13 protein-coding genes are annotated in these 14,940 nt (G+C 68.8%); 8 read left to right on the top strand and 5 right to left on the bottom strand.

The window, feature by feature from the left end; genetic code table 11:
- Positions 1-284 precede the first annotated feature (284 nt).
- Together ABZX37_RS32100 and ABZX37_RS32105 are read right to left on the bottom strand one after the other, a co-directional pair.
- A complete protein-coding gene (locus ABZX37_RS32100) occupies positions 285-2,117 on the bottom strand; it encodes a LamG-like jellyroll fold domain-containing protein (RefSeq protein WP_354745912.1) in 1,833 nt (610 codons plus the stop codon).
- 112 nt (positions 2,118-2,229) lie between these two features.
- A complete protein-coding gene (locus ABZX37_RS32105; RefSeq protein ID WP_354745914.1) occupies positions 2,230-2,823 on the bottom strand; it encodes a DUF6328 family protein in 594 nt (197 codons plus the stop codon).
- An 821-nt stretch (positions 2,824-3,644) separates the two neighbouring features.
- On the opposite strand from ABZX37_RS32105, the gene ABZX37_RS32110 reads away from it, so the two are divergent.
- The gene (locus tag ABZX37_RS32110) at positions 3,645-4,232 is read left to right on the top strand and encodes a superoxide dismutase (protein WP_354745916.1); all 588 of its coding nucleotides are present in this window, start codon (positions 3,645-3,647) and stop codon (positions 4,230-4,232) included.
- Positions 4,233-4,245: 13 nt separating this feature from the next.
- Here ABZX37_RS32110 and ABZX37_RS32115 read toward each other — a convergent pair whose 3' ends face one another.
- Positions 4,246-4,644 (bottom strand): TIGR03667 family PPOX class F420-dependent oxidoreductase, encoded by a 399-nt coding sequence (locus tag ABZX37_RS32115; protein WP_354745918.1) that lies wholly within the window; start codon positions 4,642-4,644, stop codon positions 4,246-4,248.
- 194 nt (positions 4,645-4,838) lie between these two features.
- Positions 4,839-6,257: a DUF2339 domain-containing protein gene (locus ABZX37_RS32120; protein ID WP_354745920.1), complete on the bottom strand. Its 1,419-nt coding sequence runs from the start codon at positions 6,255-6,257 to the stop codon at positions 4,839-4,841.
- A gap of 444 nt (positions 6,258-6,701) precedes the next feature.
- On the opposite strand from ABZX37_RS32120, the gene ABZX37_RS32125 reads away from it, so the two are divergent.
- The 3 genes from ABZX37_RS32125 to ABZX37_RS32135 all read left to right on the top strand — a co-directional run bounded on the left by ABZX37_RS32125 (position 6,702) and on the right by ABZX37_RS32135 (position 9,485).
- Positions 6,702-6,872, top strand: a complete 171-nt coding sequence (locus ABZX37_RS32125) for a hypothetical protein (RefSeq protein ID WP_354745922.1) — start codon at positions 6,702-6,704, stop codon at positions 6,870-6,872.
- A gap of 450 nt (positions 6,873-7,322) precedes the next feature.
- Complete coding sequence (gene dusB / locus ABZX37_RS32130; protein ID WP_354745924.1) at positions 7,323-8,495, top strand: tRNA dihydrouridine synthase DusB; 1,173 nt, start codon at positions 7,323-7,325, stop codon at positions 8,493-8,495.
- A gap of 303 nt (positions 8,496-8,798) precedes the next feature.
- Positions 8,799-9,485, top strand: coding sequence for a DUF2306 domain-containing protein (locus ABZX37_RS32135; RefSeq protein ID WP_354745926.1), 687 nt, complete (start codon positions 8,799-8,801; stop codon positions 9,483-9,485).
- Between the two features lie 77 nt (positions 9,486-9,562).
- Here the strand turns inward: ABZX37_RS32135 and ABZX37_RS32140 are convergent, their stop codons facing one another.
- On the bottom strand, positions 9,563-9,982 hold the full coding sequence (locus ABZX37_RS32140) for an Hsp20/alpha crystallin family protein (RefSeq protein ID WP_354745928.1): 420 nt from the start codon (positions 9,980-9,982) through the stop codon (positions 9,563-9,565).
- 164 nt (positions 9,983-10,146) lie between these two features.
- Between ABZX37_RS32140 and ABZX37_RS32145 the strand changes: the two genes are divergently transcribed.
- From ABZX37_RS32145 to ABZX37_RS32160, 4 genes are all read left to right on the top strand, one after another.
- On the top strand, positions 10,147-10,980 hold the full coding sequence (locus tag ABZX37_RS32145; protein WP_354745930.1) for an alpha/beta hydrolase: 834 nt from the start codon (positions 10,147-10,149) through the stop codon (positions 10,978-10,980).
- A gap of 148 nt (positions 10,981-11,128) precedes the next feature.
- Entirely contained in the window at positions 11,129-11,692 is a 564-nt protein-coding gene (idi, locus tag ABZX37_RS32150; RefSeq protein ID WP_354745932.1) for an isopentenyl-diphosphate Delta-isomerase, read from the top strand.
- A gap of 115 nt (positions 11,693-11,807) precedes the next feature.
- On the top strand, positions 11,808-12,467 hold the full coding sequence (locus tag ABZX37_RS32155) for a GGDEF domain-containing protein (RefSeq protein ID WP_354745934.1): 660 nt from the start codon (positions 11,808-11,810) through the stop codon (positions 12,465-12,467).
- A 1,543-nt stretch (positions 12,468-14,010) separates the two neighbouring features.
- Positions 14,011-14,244, top strand: coding sequence for a hypothetical protein (locus ABZX37_RS32160; protein ID WP_354745936.1), 234 nt, complete (start codon positions 14,011-14,013; stop codon positions 14,242-14,244).
- Positions 14,245-14,940 lie beyond the last annotated feature (696 nt).

The following is a 14,940-nucleotide window of genomic DNA, read 5'->3' on the forward strand; positions in this document are numbered from 1 at the left end:
ACGGTTGGCGTAGGAACCACCAGTCCTACCGGGAGCTCACCCAACCTCAGGGCATCACCACGCCAACCACCCCATCCAGTTCTCAGACGCCCTCTGAGAGCCACTGTGCTCGTCTTCCACAGTCCCCAGCCACCGCGGCCACCTCCAGCAATCCCTGAGCCAACGTGCCCGTCTTCCGCAGTCCCTTGCCCGCGCGGCCGCCTCCAGCAATCCCTCAGCCGCCGCGGCCGCCTTCCCGAACCGCTGTCGCCAGCCGCAATTGCCGAGCAGCCAATCGGTGCGGCCTATCCGCCCAGCAGAAACTCCCGCGGAGCCAGCGCTCGGTCGACCACCCGGGCCTCGCCGATCTCGCCGTAGAAGCTGCGCTCCACCTTGCCCCGGTACGACGACGCGCCGAGCAGCCAGCCGCCGCCCGGATTGGCCAGGCCGATCGCCGGTGTCTTGGGGTTGCGCAGCAGCGGGCAGCCGTCGACGTACAGCGTGCTGCGCCACCCGTCGTTGACGAGCGCGACGTGCCACCATTTCGCCAGCGGCAGCTCGTGCCCCCAGTTGGTCGAGATCCCGTTCTGGTTCAACGGGAACACCGCCCACTGCAGCTCCGCGCCGTCCGAGACGCTGAACGTCGCTGCCGATTCGTTTGGGTCGTCGCCGGATTTCCCGGCCGCGCCGCCGTTGCCGAGACGCGCGAAGATGCCGCACCAGCCGTGGGTGCCGTCGCGGAAGTCTTCGGGCAGGCGGACAAACGCTTCGATGGTGTAACCGCGTTGGAAGGTCAGGCTGTTCATCGGCGCGCTGTCGACGGTCTGGAGGTACGCGCCACGACCGGGATTGCGCGCACCGTCGAAGCGAAGGCTCGCCCGCGACGGTTGCCGAGGCGCGAAATCCGCCGAGTAAGTCAACGCCGTCGGCCCACTGCCCGGCACGGTCATGCGGCGCAGGTCGTTACCGCGACCGGTGAGGTCCTTGATCACCGCGTTGTCCGGCACCGGAGCGCCCGCGCGACCGCCCTCGAACCGCCAGTACGCGACGGTGCCCGGCACGAGCTGCGGCTTCACCGGGCGGGCCGGCGGCACCGGAACGGGCGCGAAACCGGCGAACCGCTTGTCGAAGTCGATGTCGATGCTGAAGTAGTCGACGTCGGTGCTGCGCTCGGCCTCGATGCGCTCGAGCTCAGTGAGGTCGCGCTTGCCGTCGAGCCACGGCGAGAAGGTGCGGACGTCGATCACGCCGCGGGCGACGTCGAACTGGTACAGCCGGATCATGCCGCTGCCGCCGTAGTAGCGATCCTGGTAGTTCGTGAGGTGCAGGTGCACGTCGTGGCCGGCGGCGTTGCGCTTCACCAGACGGCTCGGCGGCCAGTAGTGGCCGTTGAGGGTCAGGAAGATCTGGTCGCTTTCGTTGACGAACTCGTCCCAGACCTGCTGGCCGAAGTCCGACAGGAACGCCTTGCCCTGCTCGTCGGAGTTGACCAGCTCGTGGATCGTGAGGATGGTCGGCATCCGCGGGTGCTGCGCGAGAACCTGCTTCGCCCACGCGAAACCGCCCGCTGACGGACGCCAATCCATCGCGAGCACGAGCCATTCCCGACCGGCGGCCCGGAACACGTGGTAGGTGTTGTAGCCGTCCTTCGAGGAGCCGCGAAACGTCGGCGAGTTGCGCTGCCGCTGCGGCCCGAACGCGTCGAGGTACGGCGTGCGGCCGCGCTGGTCGTCGGTGGAGCCATTGATGTCGTGGTTGCCCGCGAGCGTGCTGTACGGGAAGCGGAACCGGTCGAGCGCCTGGAACGACCGGCTGATGCCAGCGAACTCCCGCGCCTGCCCGTTCTGCGTCAAGTCGCCGAGGTGCGCGAGGAAGACAACGTTGTCGTCGTGCGCGTGGCGCAGCACGTACGACAACGACGCGTCCACCGGCGTCGAGTCGCCCCGGTCCTCGTCGAACAGGTACTGGGTGTCCGGCATGACCGCGATCGTGAACTGCGGACTGTCACCGTCCAGCCGACGAGCGACGCTGGGATCAGCCGCGGCGATCCCGTTCAGACCAGGAAGCGCGGACACCGCCGCGCCGGCACCGAGGATTCCGGCACCGCGCAGGAAGTTCCGCCGTGAAGAGTCAGTCACGAGCAGGAAGCTACGGGCCAGCCCCAACCGCTACGGCAACAATTGCCGACGGCTCGATGAACAGCTCCGTTTCTGTCCCGTGCGGGACAAAACCGGCGCGCACCGACGCCGCTCAGTGACCGTCGCGTCGCCTTTGGTCGCCGACAAGCATGCCCGGCACCGCAAACCACAGCAGCCCGAACAGCAACACCGCCATCCCTCCGACAAGCCCCATCGCAACCGGTCCGAAGGAGACCTTCGCGATCAACGCGACGGTGACCGTGATCGCCGCGGCAAGACACCCGAAGCCAACAAGCACGACCCGGTTGCCGACCCGCAGGATCTCCTCCCGCCGCCCAGTCCGGAACAGCATGCGGTGCCAAGCCGCAGGCGCGATCAGCAACGCAGTCGCCGCGACGGTGAGCAGCACCGCGAGCAGATGCAGCGTCTTCTCGAACCCGCTGGCGTCGTGGAACCGGCCCGTGAAGACCACCGACAGCAGGAACCCGAACAGGATCTGCACGCCCGCCTGCGCGACTCGCAGCTCCTGCAACAGCTCGCCGACGTTCCGCTGCAGCATCTGGTTCCGCGTCTCGCCAGTGTGCTCGACGTCGTCGCCAACCTCCGCCGATCCGGCACCCTGCTCCGACCCGCCGACCGCAGCGAACCCGCTGCCCTCCGACGATCCAGTGCGCTGCGCTGACCCGCTGCTTCGCGCCGTCCCCACGGCTGCCGCTGGTACGGCGGATTGCGCCGGTCCGGGAACCTGCGGCGACCCGCTGGTGTCCGCCAGTCCGCTTGCCTGCACCGGCATGGTGCCGCGCGGCGACCCGCCAGATTCAGCCGATCCGCTGGCCTGCGCCGACCCAGTTGATTGCGCCGGACCGGTCGAGTCCGCCAGCCCACCTGCGGTCAATCCACCGCTGCTGGCCCGCCCGCCGGTATCCGCCGGTTCACCACTCTCCGGCGGCCCACCGTCCTCAACCGGCCCGCTGGCACCTGCCGGCCCGTGGGCGTCCGCACGACGGCCGTCAAACCCCCTGGCGCTGTTCGGGTCGTCAGGCATGTCAGGCTCCACCGGTGCTGGCCGAAGCATCGCCGGGCAAGTCCGACGCTGCCACGCTGCCAAGTACCCAACGCGTCAACGCCCGAAAACTCGCCCAGGCCAGTCGCACGACCTTCACCTCCGCCGCAGTCGCCCGAGCCGCTTCCGGCCCGTCACCCGCTCCCGTACGCAGAGCACGCTCCGGAACGCACCAGGGCTCCGTCGCCGCTCCACGACCAGCACCAGTGCCAGTACCAGCAGGCGTGGCCCAACACCCTGTGTCCGGACAGGACCCCACGCTCGCACCCGAGCCTGGCCCCGCCTGACTTGCCTACCGGCACGGCATGGCCCGCTTCTGAACCTGGCGGTTCCCGACGCCGTCACCGTCCGATACCCCAGCCCACCTCCCGCCCGCACGGAAAGCCGTCCCAAAACCCGGGCGACCCCCACACGTTCGAGTGGAGAACATGGCACAGCACGCACCGACTGGTTAGAGAAGTTTCATGCGTTTCCTCCCTAAGTTCCTTCCCGCGGCCCTCGCCGCCGGTCTCTCCGTCACGAGCCTCTCGGCCACTTCCGCCGCAGCGACTCCGGCTGCGACCTCACCACTGCACTTCACCGCCGCCCACGGCACCTTCGCGGCATACGCACCCGGCGGCCAAGCTGTCACCTACCGACCGGATCTCGTGCCCGTCGGAGCCAGGGCGCACGTCTTCGCCCTGTCCGCCAGTCGCGTCGGCACCACCACCGTGCTGGTGATCAGCGGCCTCCTGCCGCAGCACGAATACGGTGCACACGCGCATGTGAACTCCTGCGGCGCCACCGGTGACGCCGCGGGCGGACACTTCCAGCACGTGCCGGACCCGGTGAAGCCTTCGGTGGATCCGGCCTACGCCAACCCGCGCAACGAGATCTGGCTCGACTTCACCACCGACCGCTCAGGCATCGGTCACGCAACCTCCATTGTGGACTGGACATTCGACGGACGACGGGCGAAGTCCGTGGTGATCCACGAAACCCACACCCACACCAACCCCGGGCACGCCGGAACCGCGGGTGGACGGCTGGCCTGCCTGGACGTCGACTTCTGAATCCGGCACAGCCTCAGAATCCCCAGGACTTCTCCGGCACGATCCGGATCCGAACCGAGTAGTCGGCGTCGAAGGCTGCCGGATCAGCGAACCCGATACCCGCGTAATGCCGCTGGTACTTCGCCAGGTAGCCGGGCGCTTCAGAGGGTTTGGCCTCGTCGATGTGCGCACGCCCGTTGACGACGATGCTCCCGCCGTGGTCGTCGCTGTTGAGGTGGAAACTCACCTCCGGATTCGCGGCGAGATGCCGGAGTTTGGCCGTACCAGGCCGGCTGAAAACCACAATGTCTTCGCCGTCCAGGACAAACCAGACCGGCCTTGGCGCGGGGCGGCCGCTCGGAGTCACGGTGGTGAGCCATGCGACGGATTCGCCCGCGCGTTCAATGAGTTTCGGGTCGTGGGTGTAGGTCATGGTCGGGATACCTCCTCGGTAGGTTTCCCAGGTAACCACGAGCCACCGACAGTTCCGTGCCATCAGCCCGCACCAAGGACGTCCCGACCCCGACTTCAGCCACTGCCCAAGAAGCAAATTTTCTTGCTGCAACAGGGAAATCCCCCGATCCTAGATCATTCTTGATTCCCCGGATCGGGGGACTTCTCGCAAGTTCAGCGCGACGCGACGACCCGCGCGTACCGCGCCCCCGCCACAAGCAAGATCACACCGGCGCCGAGGAACGCGCCCACGCGCGCCAACCCGTCCAGCGTGGCAAGGTCGAACAGCACGAGCTTCGCCACCGCAGCGGCCACCAGCACCAGCCCGGCGATCCGCAGCGCGACCACTTCGATCCCGCGCAAGAGAAGGACGAACGCCACAACCGTCCAGGAAACCGTGACGAGCGTGTGCCCGACCAGGAATCCGACGCGCCCGGGAGCCACGAGCATGGACGCGGCGAGCACCAGCCCAGCAGCGCCGTAGAGCGCGAACCATCCCGCGGGCAGCCAAGGCGCAAGACTGGCCGATTTCACAACGTTGAGCCGAATTGCCGCCCACGGCAACGCGATCGCGGTGCCGAGGAGAAGCACCGCCGAGACCAACGCGGCGAAAAGAAGGTCCCGCGGATGCCAGTGCGGGAAAATCAGCAGCGCCGGCGTCAGCTCCGTCCCGAGCACAGACAGCCCGCCGATCACCGCGAAGACGAGAGAACCGCCTAGCGCGAACCGGTTTCGAGTGAACTTCGCCGCGAACGCGAGCACGATCGCTTCGCCAAGCAGGATCGCTCCGCCATCGAACTGCGTGACAGTCGCTTGCATCGCGGCTACCAGACCAGCGATTCCCGCGACAGTACCGGAATTCCCTCGCACGATGGGCCAGGTCGCGAGGAGCACGACCGCCGTCCCGCCCGCCAGAAGCACGGATTCCGGCCTGTGCAACAACAGCGCGGCGACGAGGACAGGCAGCGGAGCAACAGCGAGCACTGACAGTGAGTAGGGCTCATTGTCGTTACGCCGCAACGTGATCAGCGCCGCCGCCGCACTGACGACACCGGCGGCAATCACTGCCCACACCGGCAAGGTGCGCAGCCCGATACCGATCAGCGCCGTTGTCAAGGGCGGAATGGCTGCAGTAAACGAAAGGGGCGACCGTGACCGTCGAAGCTGGACAGGGACGGTCGCGATCTGGATCATGAGAAGGAACGTCACGAGTTCATAGGTGAAGCCCCAAGTGATCAGGGGCGCACACACTCCGCATCCTCCCACCACGGCGATCGCCAGGAGAGAGGAATCCCATTTGACCGCAAGCAAAAGCCCGCCCACCGCGATCGCCAAGCCGACCGCGAGCCCGGCGGGAACCGGCAGGAAATCGTACAAGGAGGTGGCAGCGACAGTGTCGAGGTAGAGCGTCGCGATCCCAGTGGCGACAAGGGCGAACGCACCGGTGCGCGCAGCCGGTTTGCGGTGCAGCCAAGCACCCGCGCCGACAAGGATCCCGCCGAACGCAGCGCCGACCGCCACCCGCGGCAACGGGGCGAGCCAGCCCCGCTGGATGGCCAGGATCAACAGCAGCACGACACCAAGCAGTGTCACCGCACCGCCGATCCATGCCAGCAGTCGCGAACCGGCACCTTCGCGGCCGAGTCGCTCACGGAGCGTCGGAGATGGGGTGTAGCGGTGATAGCCGAAAGGCGGCTGAGCGAAGAGCGTCTGGCCATACGGCGTCTGCTGGGCGGTTGCCTGCGGGTGTTCTTGGGCTGACTGTCCGGCTGCGAGATCGTTCGGGGCCTGCTGTTCGGTGCCGGATTGCGGTGTTGACGGGTGGGGCGTGCCGGCCGTGGACTGGGCGGAATACGAAGCTGCGTAAGGGTTGTGCGGGTAGTAGCCCGGGTGGGGGTGGAACGGCACTCCGTGCGCGGCCGAGTAGGCCGGGTACAGGTATGGGCCACCCTGCGCAGCTGGGTAGCCCGGGGCGGGCGAGTGGCCTGGAGCAGCCGGGTAGCCCTGCGCGGCAGGGTGACCAGGCGCAGCAGCAGGGTGACCAGGCGCAGGAGGCTGGGCTGGCCCAGCGGAGCGGCCTGGCTCGGCAGCTTGGCCCTGTTCGGCGGGGCGGCCTGGCTGGGACGGCTCGCCCGGCGCGGCAGCCTGATCCGGCGCGACAGCCTGGCCCCGTCCGGCGGGGCGGCCCTGTTCGGCAGGGCGGCCTGACTCAGACGGCTCGCCCGGCGCGGCAGCCTGCTCCGGCGCAGCGGAAGCGCCCGCCACGTCGGCAGAGCCCTCCGCGGTCGAGTCGGAGCTGACCGGCTGAGTGACGCCGGGCGGGGAGGCCGACTGCGCCGCCTCCCCGGTCGACGCTGCTGGCTCGGCGTGGCCGCCTGGCTGGCCTAGCGTCGGCTGGGAGGCCGCTGCGGCGCCCGGAGCGGGTGCTTCGGCGGGCTGATCGGTGGCCAACTCGGGCTGGACGTGCACAGCGCGGAGTTCGGCACCTACGTGGGTCAGGCGGCGGCCGAGGTCGTCCAGTTCGCCGGCCAGGCGGTGGAGCGTTGCAGCTTCCGTGGTCATACCGGACAGCGTGGTCGAAACGGCGCGATGATCGGATCCGTAGCACTACTCAAAGGCTGGACACGAGATGGTCTCGTCACCAGCGGAGCCGCCCGGATGCGTGTGCCGTACGTCACCGGCGACAATGGAAGCGTGACTGCCACGTTGAGCGCGCCCACGTTGAAGATCGGCCCCTACCAGGTCGATCCTCCTGTCGTGCTCGCTCCGATGGCGGGCATCACCAACGTGGCGTTCCGGCAGCTCTGCCAGGAGTACGGCGCGGGCATCTATGTGTGCGAGATGATCACCGCCCGCGCGGTCGTCGAGCGGCACCCCGGCACGATGCACATGATGACCTTCGGCGAGAACGAAAAGCCCAGGTCCATGCAGCTCTACGGGGTGGACCCGAAGACGATGGCCGAGGCAGTGCGCATCATCGTCGGCGAGGGGCTCGCGGACCACGTCGACTCGAACTTCGGGTGCCCTGTCGCGAAAGTTACGCGGAAGGGCGGCGGTGCGGCGCTGCCGTTCAAGCGGCGGCTGTTCGCGGACATCGTGCGCGAGTCGGCGAAGGCGGCGGCTGAGGGCGGCGTTCCGTTCACGGTGAAGTTCCGCGTTGGCATCGACGACGACCACCAGACGTTCCTCGACGCCGGACGCATCGCCGAAGCCGAGGGTGCGGCTGCCGTCAGTCTGCACGCGCGTACGGCCGCGCAGCGCTACTCGGGTCAGGCCGACTGGTCGAAGATCGCTGCTCTCAAGGAGGCCGTCACCAGCATCCCGGTGTTGGGCAACGGCGACATCTTCAGCGCGGACGACGCGCTCCGCATGGTCGCCGAGACCGGCTGCGACGGCGTCGTCGTCGGGCGCGGATGCCTCGGTCGGCCATGGCTGTTCGGCGAGCTGGAAGCCGCCTTCCAGGGGCGTGAGATTCCGGCGGGCCCGAACCTCGGCGAAGTCGCGCGTGTCCTGCGCCGCCACACCGAACTGCTCATCGAGCACGACGGCCACGACAAAGCGATGCGTGACATCCGCAAGCACATGGCCTGGTACCTGATGGGCTTCCCAGTCGGGTCCGAGCTGCGGCGCGGCTTCGCGATGCTCTCGTCGATGGACCAGCTCGACGACCTGATCGCCCAGCTCGACCACGACGCCCCCTTCCCCGAAGCCGCCACCGGCCCCCGCGGACGCCAGGGCTCGCCGGGCAAGGTGACGCTCCCGCACGGCTGGCTGGACGACCCGGACGACGACTGCGTCCCCGAGGCCGAAGACATGCACTCCGGCGGCTGACCAGCACAGCTCCGCAACCCGCCCTGATCACGCGGAACCAGCGCGAACAGGGCGGATCGCGGCGGCGGGAACACCAGCTCTGCCGGTAAGTACGCGGCAGAGCTGGCGACCCGGTCCACCGACGACGCCGAACCCCGCAAAAGTCGCAGCGCAACAGCGACCGCGAACTCGGCATCTCGCCGAACCGGCAGCGACCGCGAACTCGTTGCGCACCGCCCGACCTACGCAATTCTCACCGACGCGGCCATCCCGGCCACCACGAGACGCTCACTGCACAGACCCAGTCCGAGCAGGAGGTTCGTGATGACTTTCGCCGTTTCTCGCCGCAGCCGTCGACGGATCGCCTGGGCCGCGGTCGCGGTGTCCGCCGTCGGCGTCGCGCTGTTCTCCGCCGCGACCTACTTGACCGGCGACCCGACGCTGAGCCGGATCCCGCTCAACCCGGCGATCGCCTCGCACTACTTGACGATCGTGCTGCACGCCCTGCCCGCGAGCCTGGTGCTGCTGATCGGGCCGTTCCAATTCGCCGCGAAACTGCGCGTCCGGTGGCCGAAACTGCATCGCGTGCTCGGGCGGATCTACGTCGTGAGCATGATCTTCGCCGCGGTCGCCGCAGTCGTGGCGGCGACGTTCTCAGTCGACGGCATCTCGTCGCAAATCGCCTTCTGCCTGCTGTCCGTCGCGTGGCTCTACACGCTTTACCGCGGCTACACGTTCATCCGGCAGGGCCAGATCCAGCTCCACCGCATCTGGATGATCCGCAACTACGCGCTGAGCTTCGCGGCGGTCGTGCTCCGCGGATTCCTCGGCATCGGCGCGGCGATGAAGGGCCTCTTCCCGACGCTGAGCTTCGCCGACATCTACACGACGAGCGCGTGGGGTTCGATCGCGGTCTGCGTGATCGTCACGGAGTACTTCGTCCTCAATCGCACGATCGCGCCGCTGGTGCGCAAGCGGCACGCGGCCGAGCGGGCCGATATCCCCAACTGACCTGCACAGATAGTAATTGTCCCCAGGTTATCCACAACCCACTGTGGACAACCTGGGGACAACTTGGGTTCACGGCCTCAGGCGTCGATCTCCTGCGGCGCGCCGCCGACGGTGATCTTGCGGGGCTGGGCCTTCTCGGAGACCGGAATGCGCAGCGTCAGCACGCCGTCGACGTAGTCCGCGGCGATGCGCGTGGTGTCGAGCGTGTCGCCGAGGAACAGCTGGCGCGAGAACTTGCCGCGCGGCCGCTCGGACACCTGCACCTGCGCGTCCTCGACCGCGACCGGGGTGCGCTCGGCGCGGACGGTGAGCACGTTGCGCTCGACGCTCACGTCGATGGAATCGCGGGCGATCCCCGGGAGGTCGAACTGGATGACGTACTCGTCGCCGGCGCGGTAGGCGTCCATCGGGACGGAGCGCGCTGCGGTGCCCTGACCGCCGAAGAACTGCTGGGTCAGGCGGTCGAACTGGGCGAACGGGTCGGTGCGGATCAGCATGTCGAAACCCCTTTCGGACAACTGCGGCCAGCTGCTGGGGCGCTGACCAAGCCTTGCAAAGTTGCCAACGCACGACTCAATTTATTTGTTCCCCTGTAGCTCAGATCACAGTGACGGTGAGAGACCGCCCGAAACTGTCGGTGCCGGTCCGTAGAGTGCGTCTCGTGATCGACCAGCTGACGATCCCGACCGACGCGGGATCCTTCGACGCAATCGCCGCCGGCCCCGAAGACGGCCGCCCGGTGCTGCTCCTGCACGGCTTTCCCCAGGCCGCCGTGGAGTGGGAGCACCAGGTGGCGACGCTCGGCGTGCTCGGATACCGCGCGATCGCGCCGGATCAGCGCGGTTATTCGCCGGACGTGCGGCCAGAGCGCCCGGCCGAATACGGCATCGCGACGCTGGTGTCCGACGTCGTGGCGATGGCGGACACGCTCGGCTGGAGCAAGTTCGACCTGGTCGGCCACGACTGGGGCGGCGCGGTCGCGTGGTGGACAGCCGACGAGCACCCCGACCGGCTGCGCAGCCTCACCGTGGTGTCCACGCCGCATCCCGGAGCGCTCGCCGAAGCGCTGCGGACGGACGAGGACCAGCACCTGCGGTCGGCCTATATGACGGAGTGGCGGCAGACGCCCGCGACCGAACGGCGCATGCTGGCCGACCACGCCCAGGCACTGCGCGACATCTTCGACCGGCGCATCCCGCCGAGCAAGATCGACGAGTACGTGCAGCGGCTGTCCGAACCAGGCGCGCTCACCGCCGCGCTGAACTGGTACCGAGCCGGTCGTCCAGGCGGGAAGATCGGCAAGATTTCGGTGCCCGCGATGTACGTGTGGTCCACAGAGGACGTCGCCTTCGGTTCCGCCGCCGCGCTCGACACGGCGAATTGGTGCACCGGGCCGTACCGGTTCGAGATGCTGGAGGAGGTGTCGCACTGGGTAGCGGAGGAAGCGCCGGAGGCCTTGACCTCGTTGATCGTCGAGCATCTCGGCAGCCGGTGAGACCTGGTCTCGCCCGCGCCGTCGTTCGGTCGGGTGTCCGGCGGGCTGGAGATTCGAGCGTTGTGTGAAGGCCCGACACTCGAATCGGGCGAAACGGCCACCCGGCTCGCGGTATCGGCCGGTAGGTGCGTGGTGTTCAGTATCCGGAGTGGACACCAGCACTGAAGCCGAAACCGAACGCGTCGTCTTCGTGACCGAGGACGGCGTGCCCACCGGGGAGACCGGGCCGAAGCTCGCCAGCCATCACGCCGAGACGCGGCTGCACCTCGCGTTCTCCTGCTACCTCCTGCGCCGTTCGGACAACGCCCTGCTGATCACCCAGCGCGCGCCGCACAAGAAGGTGTGGCCGGGGGTGTGGACCAACAGCGTGTGCGGTCATCCCGCGCCCGCCGAAGCGTTGGAGACCGCCGTGCGCCGGCGGGCTGCGTACGAGCTCGGACTGCCCGAGCTCGAGGACCTCGAGTGCGTGCTGCCCACGTACCGCTACCGCACGCCGCCCTTCCAGGGGATCGTGGAGAACGAGTTCTGTCCGGTATTCGCCGCGTGGACGGACGTCGACCCGCGGCCGAATCCCGAAGAAGTGGGCGGCTGGCGATGGATTTCCTGGGCCGATTACACACAGTGGATCACAGATCCGATGACTGACGCGAGTTACTGGGCCCGTGATCAATTCGCGCAGCTCAAGGACAAAAAGCCCTTCTCCGCGCTCTGAGGCGAAGAACTCCGCTGCGTGACAACAGCGGAACTCCGTCGTCCACTTGAGCGAAATTCACCTTCGTGCGTACCGATCACTCAAGCCACCGCTCCTTTACGACGAAAACGATGGAGTGGCGGAGGTCAGAGTGGCGACGGACGACGAGCTCGGAACGGGGGATACCGCACCAGACTTGCTCACGTTGCACGAGTCCATCGCGGACCTGTTCGCGACGCGCGGCGACTGGCGGCGGGCCTACCGGCACCTGCGCTCGGCACTCGACATCGCGCGAGCGGGTAGCCTGCGCGACCCGCTCACCTCGAGCTACAACCGTCGTTACCTCGACCAGCGGCTGCCCGAACTGCCGGCCGCGGTGGCCGTAGCCCTGGTCGACCTGGACCGGTTCAAGTCGGTGAACGACACGTACGGTCACCTTCTCGGCGACCGCGTCCTCTGCCGGGTCGCCGATCTCCTGCAGGAGGGGCTGCCGGCCGATGCGTTCTGCGCACGGTACGGCGGCGAGGAATTCGCTCTCGTCCTGCCGGGAATCGATCACCGGGGAGCCGTCCGGGTCGCCGACGCCGCGCGCCTGCGGGTCGCCCGTCACCCCTGGTCAGAACTGCAGCCAGGCCTGCGGGTTACGATCAGCGTCGGCCTCGCGCACGGCACCGGATCCGGGCCGCGTCAGCTCCATCGGGCCGACAATCTCCTTTACGCCGCGAAGCGCGCCGGCCGCAACAAGGTCGCTTTCCATGACCGCGAGACCGCGCAGGTAATTACGCACTCTGAGTAACGCGCGTCTGCGATTACCCCATTCACGGAACCCGAACTTCACCTGTTCGTCCGCTTCAGTGCGCCTTAGGGCGACTCATGGTGAAGAAATTCGCGGGAGGGTGTCGTCACGAACGGCGGGTATCCGTACGATAACGAAAAGCTCCCCCGGTACGACGAGTCCTGGGAGACCCGGCGAAGCCGCCGGGTGTTCAAAGGTAAGCCGCCCCAGCCTGGCGCCTGACGTGCGAGAGGAGACCGAGTGCCCGACGAGCGCAACACCCCCGGCACCGGTCGCCATTCCGACACCACGGAACGCCCGCGCGGCGGACGGCGCCGTTCGATGGACACTCACGGCGGCATCAGCGTGTCCGACGTGGTCGCACGGCACACCGGGGAACGACCTGCCTTCGCCGACGAGCCCGGCACGCAGCTCTCGGAGCCGGTGAGCCGGCTCGCGGAACCTGGTGCCCGCCGCGCCGAGCCAGGCCGTCGCCGGGCGGATGCCGAGCGACCCGAGCCGGGGCGGCGACGGGCGGAGCCGGACGCTGGTTATTCGGGGGCGAACGGTCTCGCCGGGGTTCCCGCCGAACCGGGCCGACGGCGGGCAAATGGGGTTGGCCGTCGGCACGCTGAGCCGGGAGACGCCTCAGATCTGGGCGGCGATCGGGCAAATGGGCAGGTCAACGGGGTCGGCGGTCGGCACGGCGGGTCGGCAGAAGACGACGCCGCACCACGGGGCGCGCGCGTCAACGGAGCTGGCGACGAGCTGGCCGGAGGCAGCACCGGCACGTCTGGCAGACGGGCTAACGGGCGCGGTCGTCGCCACAGCGAACCCGTGGAAGACGACCTCGCCTCAAGTGGCGGACCGGCGAACGGGCACGTCAACGGGGTTGGCCGACACGGCGAGCCCACGGCAGACGACGCTGCGGGCGGGCGGGCGAACGGCCACGTCAATGGAGTCGACGGTCGGCACGGCGGGCCTTCGGCAACCGATGCCGCGCTAGCTGGTGGATTGGCGAACGGGCGCGTTAACGGAACCGGCAGCCGGCACGGCGGGCCTGCGGCAAACGACGCCTCACTAGCGGGTGGACCGGCGAACGGGCACGTCAACGGAACCGGCAGCCGACACGGTGAACCGGCCGGAGGAGACACCGGCAGACGGGCAAACGGGTTCGGCAGTCGGCATGGCGAGCCTGCGGCAGACGACATCCCACCAGCGAACGGGGTCGGCGGGCGACACGGCGAAGCAGCTGGAATCGACGACTCAACCGGCGCGCGAGCAAGCGGGCGCGGCAACCGGCACGGCGGGGCTGCGGAAGACGACGCGGCCTCGAGCGCTGGCGGGGCGAATGGGTGGGCCAATGACGTCGGCAATCGGCACAGTCGAGAGGTTGCTGGCGGTTCCGAGTTCGGGAACGGAACCGGCGGGCCATTAGAAGACGTCCCCGCGCTGGGGAGCCCTGCGAACGGACAGGTCAACGGGGGTCGCAACCGGCGCGGCGGGTCTTCGGGCGATGACGATGGGCTTTCCGGTGGCCGTCGGGCGAACGGGGAGCGTCGCGGTGGCGTTTCGGACGTCGACGGCGGGAATGCTCCGCGAGTGGGCGGACGGGCGCTTCTCGGCGGTCCGGTGTCTGACGGCAATCGCCACGGTGTTCCGGATGCTGCCGAGATGCCGGGGGACGGCGTCGGTGGAGATGTTCGGCCTGGTGGGGGTGCTCGACGTCGGGAGACGGGGACTTATCGGGCTGAGCCTGGTGAAGCAGGCGGGCCTGGTGGTCGTCGCAGGGATGTGAACCAGCAGTCCGCGGGGCCTGGCGAAGCAGGTGTCGGGGAACGTCCCGACGAGGCTGGGCCTCGCGAGGTAGCTGGGCGGACGGGGGAACCGCGGCGTCGGCGAGCGGATGGGCTTCCGCCTCGGCCTCGACAGGGTGGTGGGGTTCCGGCTTCGCCCGATCCGCCGGGGCCTCGGCGGCCGCACGGTGCGGAGAACACTTCTGGGCAGCGGATGCCCGGTCCGGACTCTGGCGGGCATCGGCTCCCGGGTCCGGAATTCGACGGGCCGCGGGCGGCAGGCCCGGGGGTCGGCGGGCAGCCGATGGCCGGTTCCGGCTCGGGCGCGCCACGGATGCCTGGCGGACCCGCCGAGCAACGGACAGCTGACTCGGCGGCGCTGCCCGACGAGCATCGGATGGCCAGCCCCGACTCCGTCGGACAACGGGCTCCTGGTCAAGACTCTGGCGGGCACCGGGTGCCTGGTCCGGAAGCCGGCGGGCAGCGAATGCCCCCGAGGCGACGAGCGCCCGGTCCCGACTCCGCTGGGCAATCGGTGGGTGGCCCCGAATCCGCAGCGATGCCCGGCGCACCCGATCCCGACGGACAGCGAACACCCCCGAGGCGACGAGCGCCCGGTCCCGACTCCGCTGGGCAATCGGTGGGCGGTCCCGAATCCGCAGCGATGCCCGGCGCACCCGACCTCGACGGACAGCGGA

It is taken from the genome of Amycolatopsis sp. NPDC004079 (assembly GCF_040610415.1).
In the GTDB taxonomy this organism is placed as follows: domain Bacteria; phylum Actinomycetota; class Actinomycetes; order Mycobacteriales; family Pseudonocardiaceae; genus Amycolatopsis; species Amycolatopsis halotolerans.

Bases quoted from the DNA above. Each gene is read 5' to 3' on its own strand.
- ABZX37_RS32110 (WP_354745916.1), top strand. From the start codon at position 3,645: ATGCGTTTCCTCCCTAAGTTCCTTCCCGCGGCCCTCGCCGCCGGTCTC.
- ABZX37_RS32115 (WP_354745918.1), bottom strand. From the start codon at position 4,644: ATGACCTACACCCACGACCCGAAACTCATTGAACGCGCGGGCGAATCC.
- dusB (WP_354745924.1), top strand. From the start codon at position 7,323: ATGCGTGTGCCGTACGTCACCGGCGACAATGGAAGCGTGACTGCCACG.
- ABZX37_RS32135 (WP_354745926.1), top strand. From the start codon at position 8,799: ATGACTTTCGCCGTTTCTCGCCGCAGCCGTCGACGGATCGCCTGGGCC.
- ABZX37_RS32140 (WP_354745928.1), bottom strand. From the start codon at position 9,982: ATGCTGATCCGCACCGACCCGTTCGCCCAGTTCGACCGCCTGACCCAG.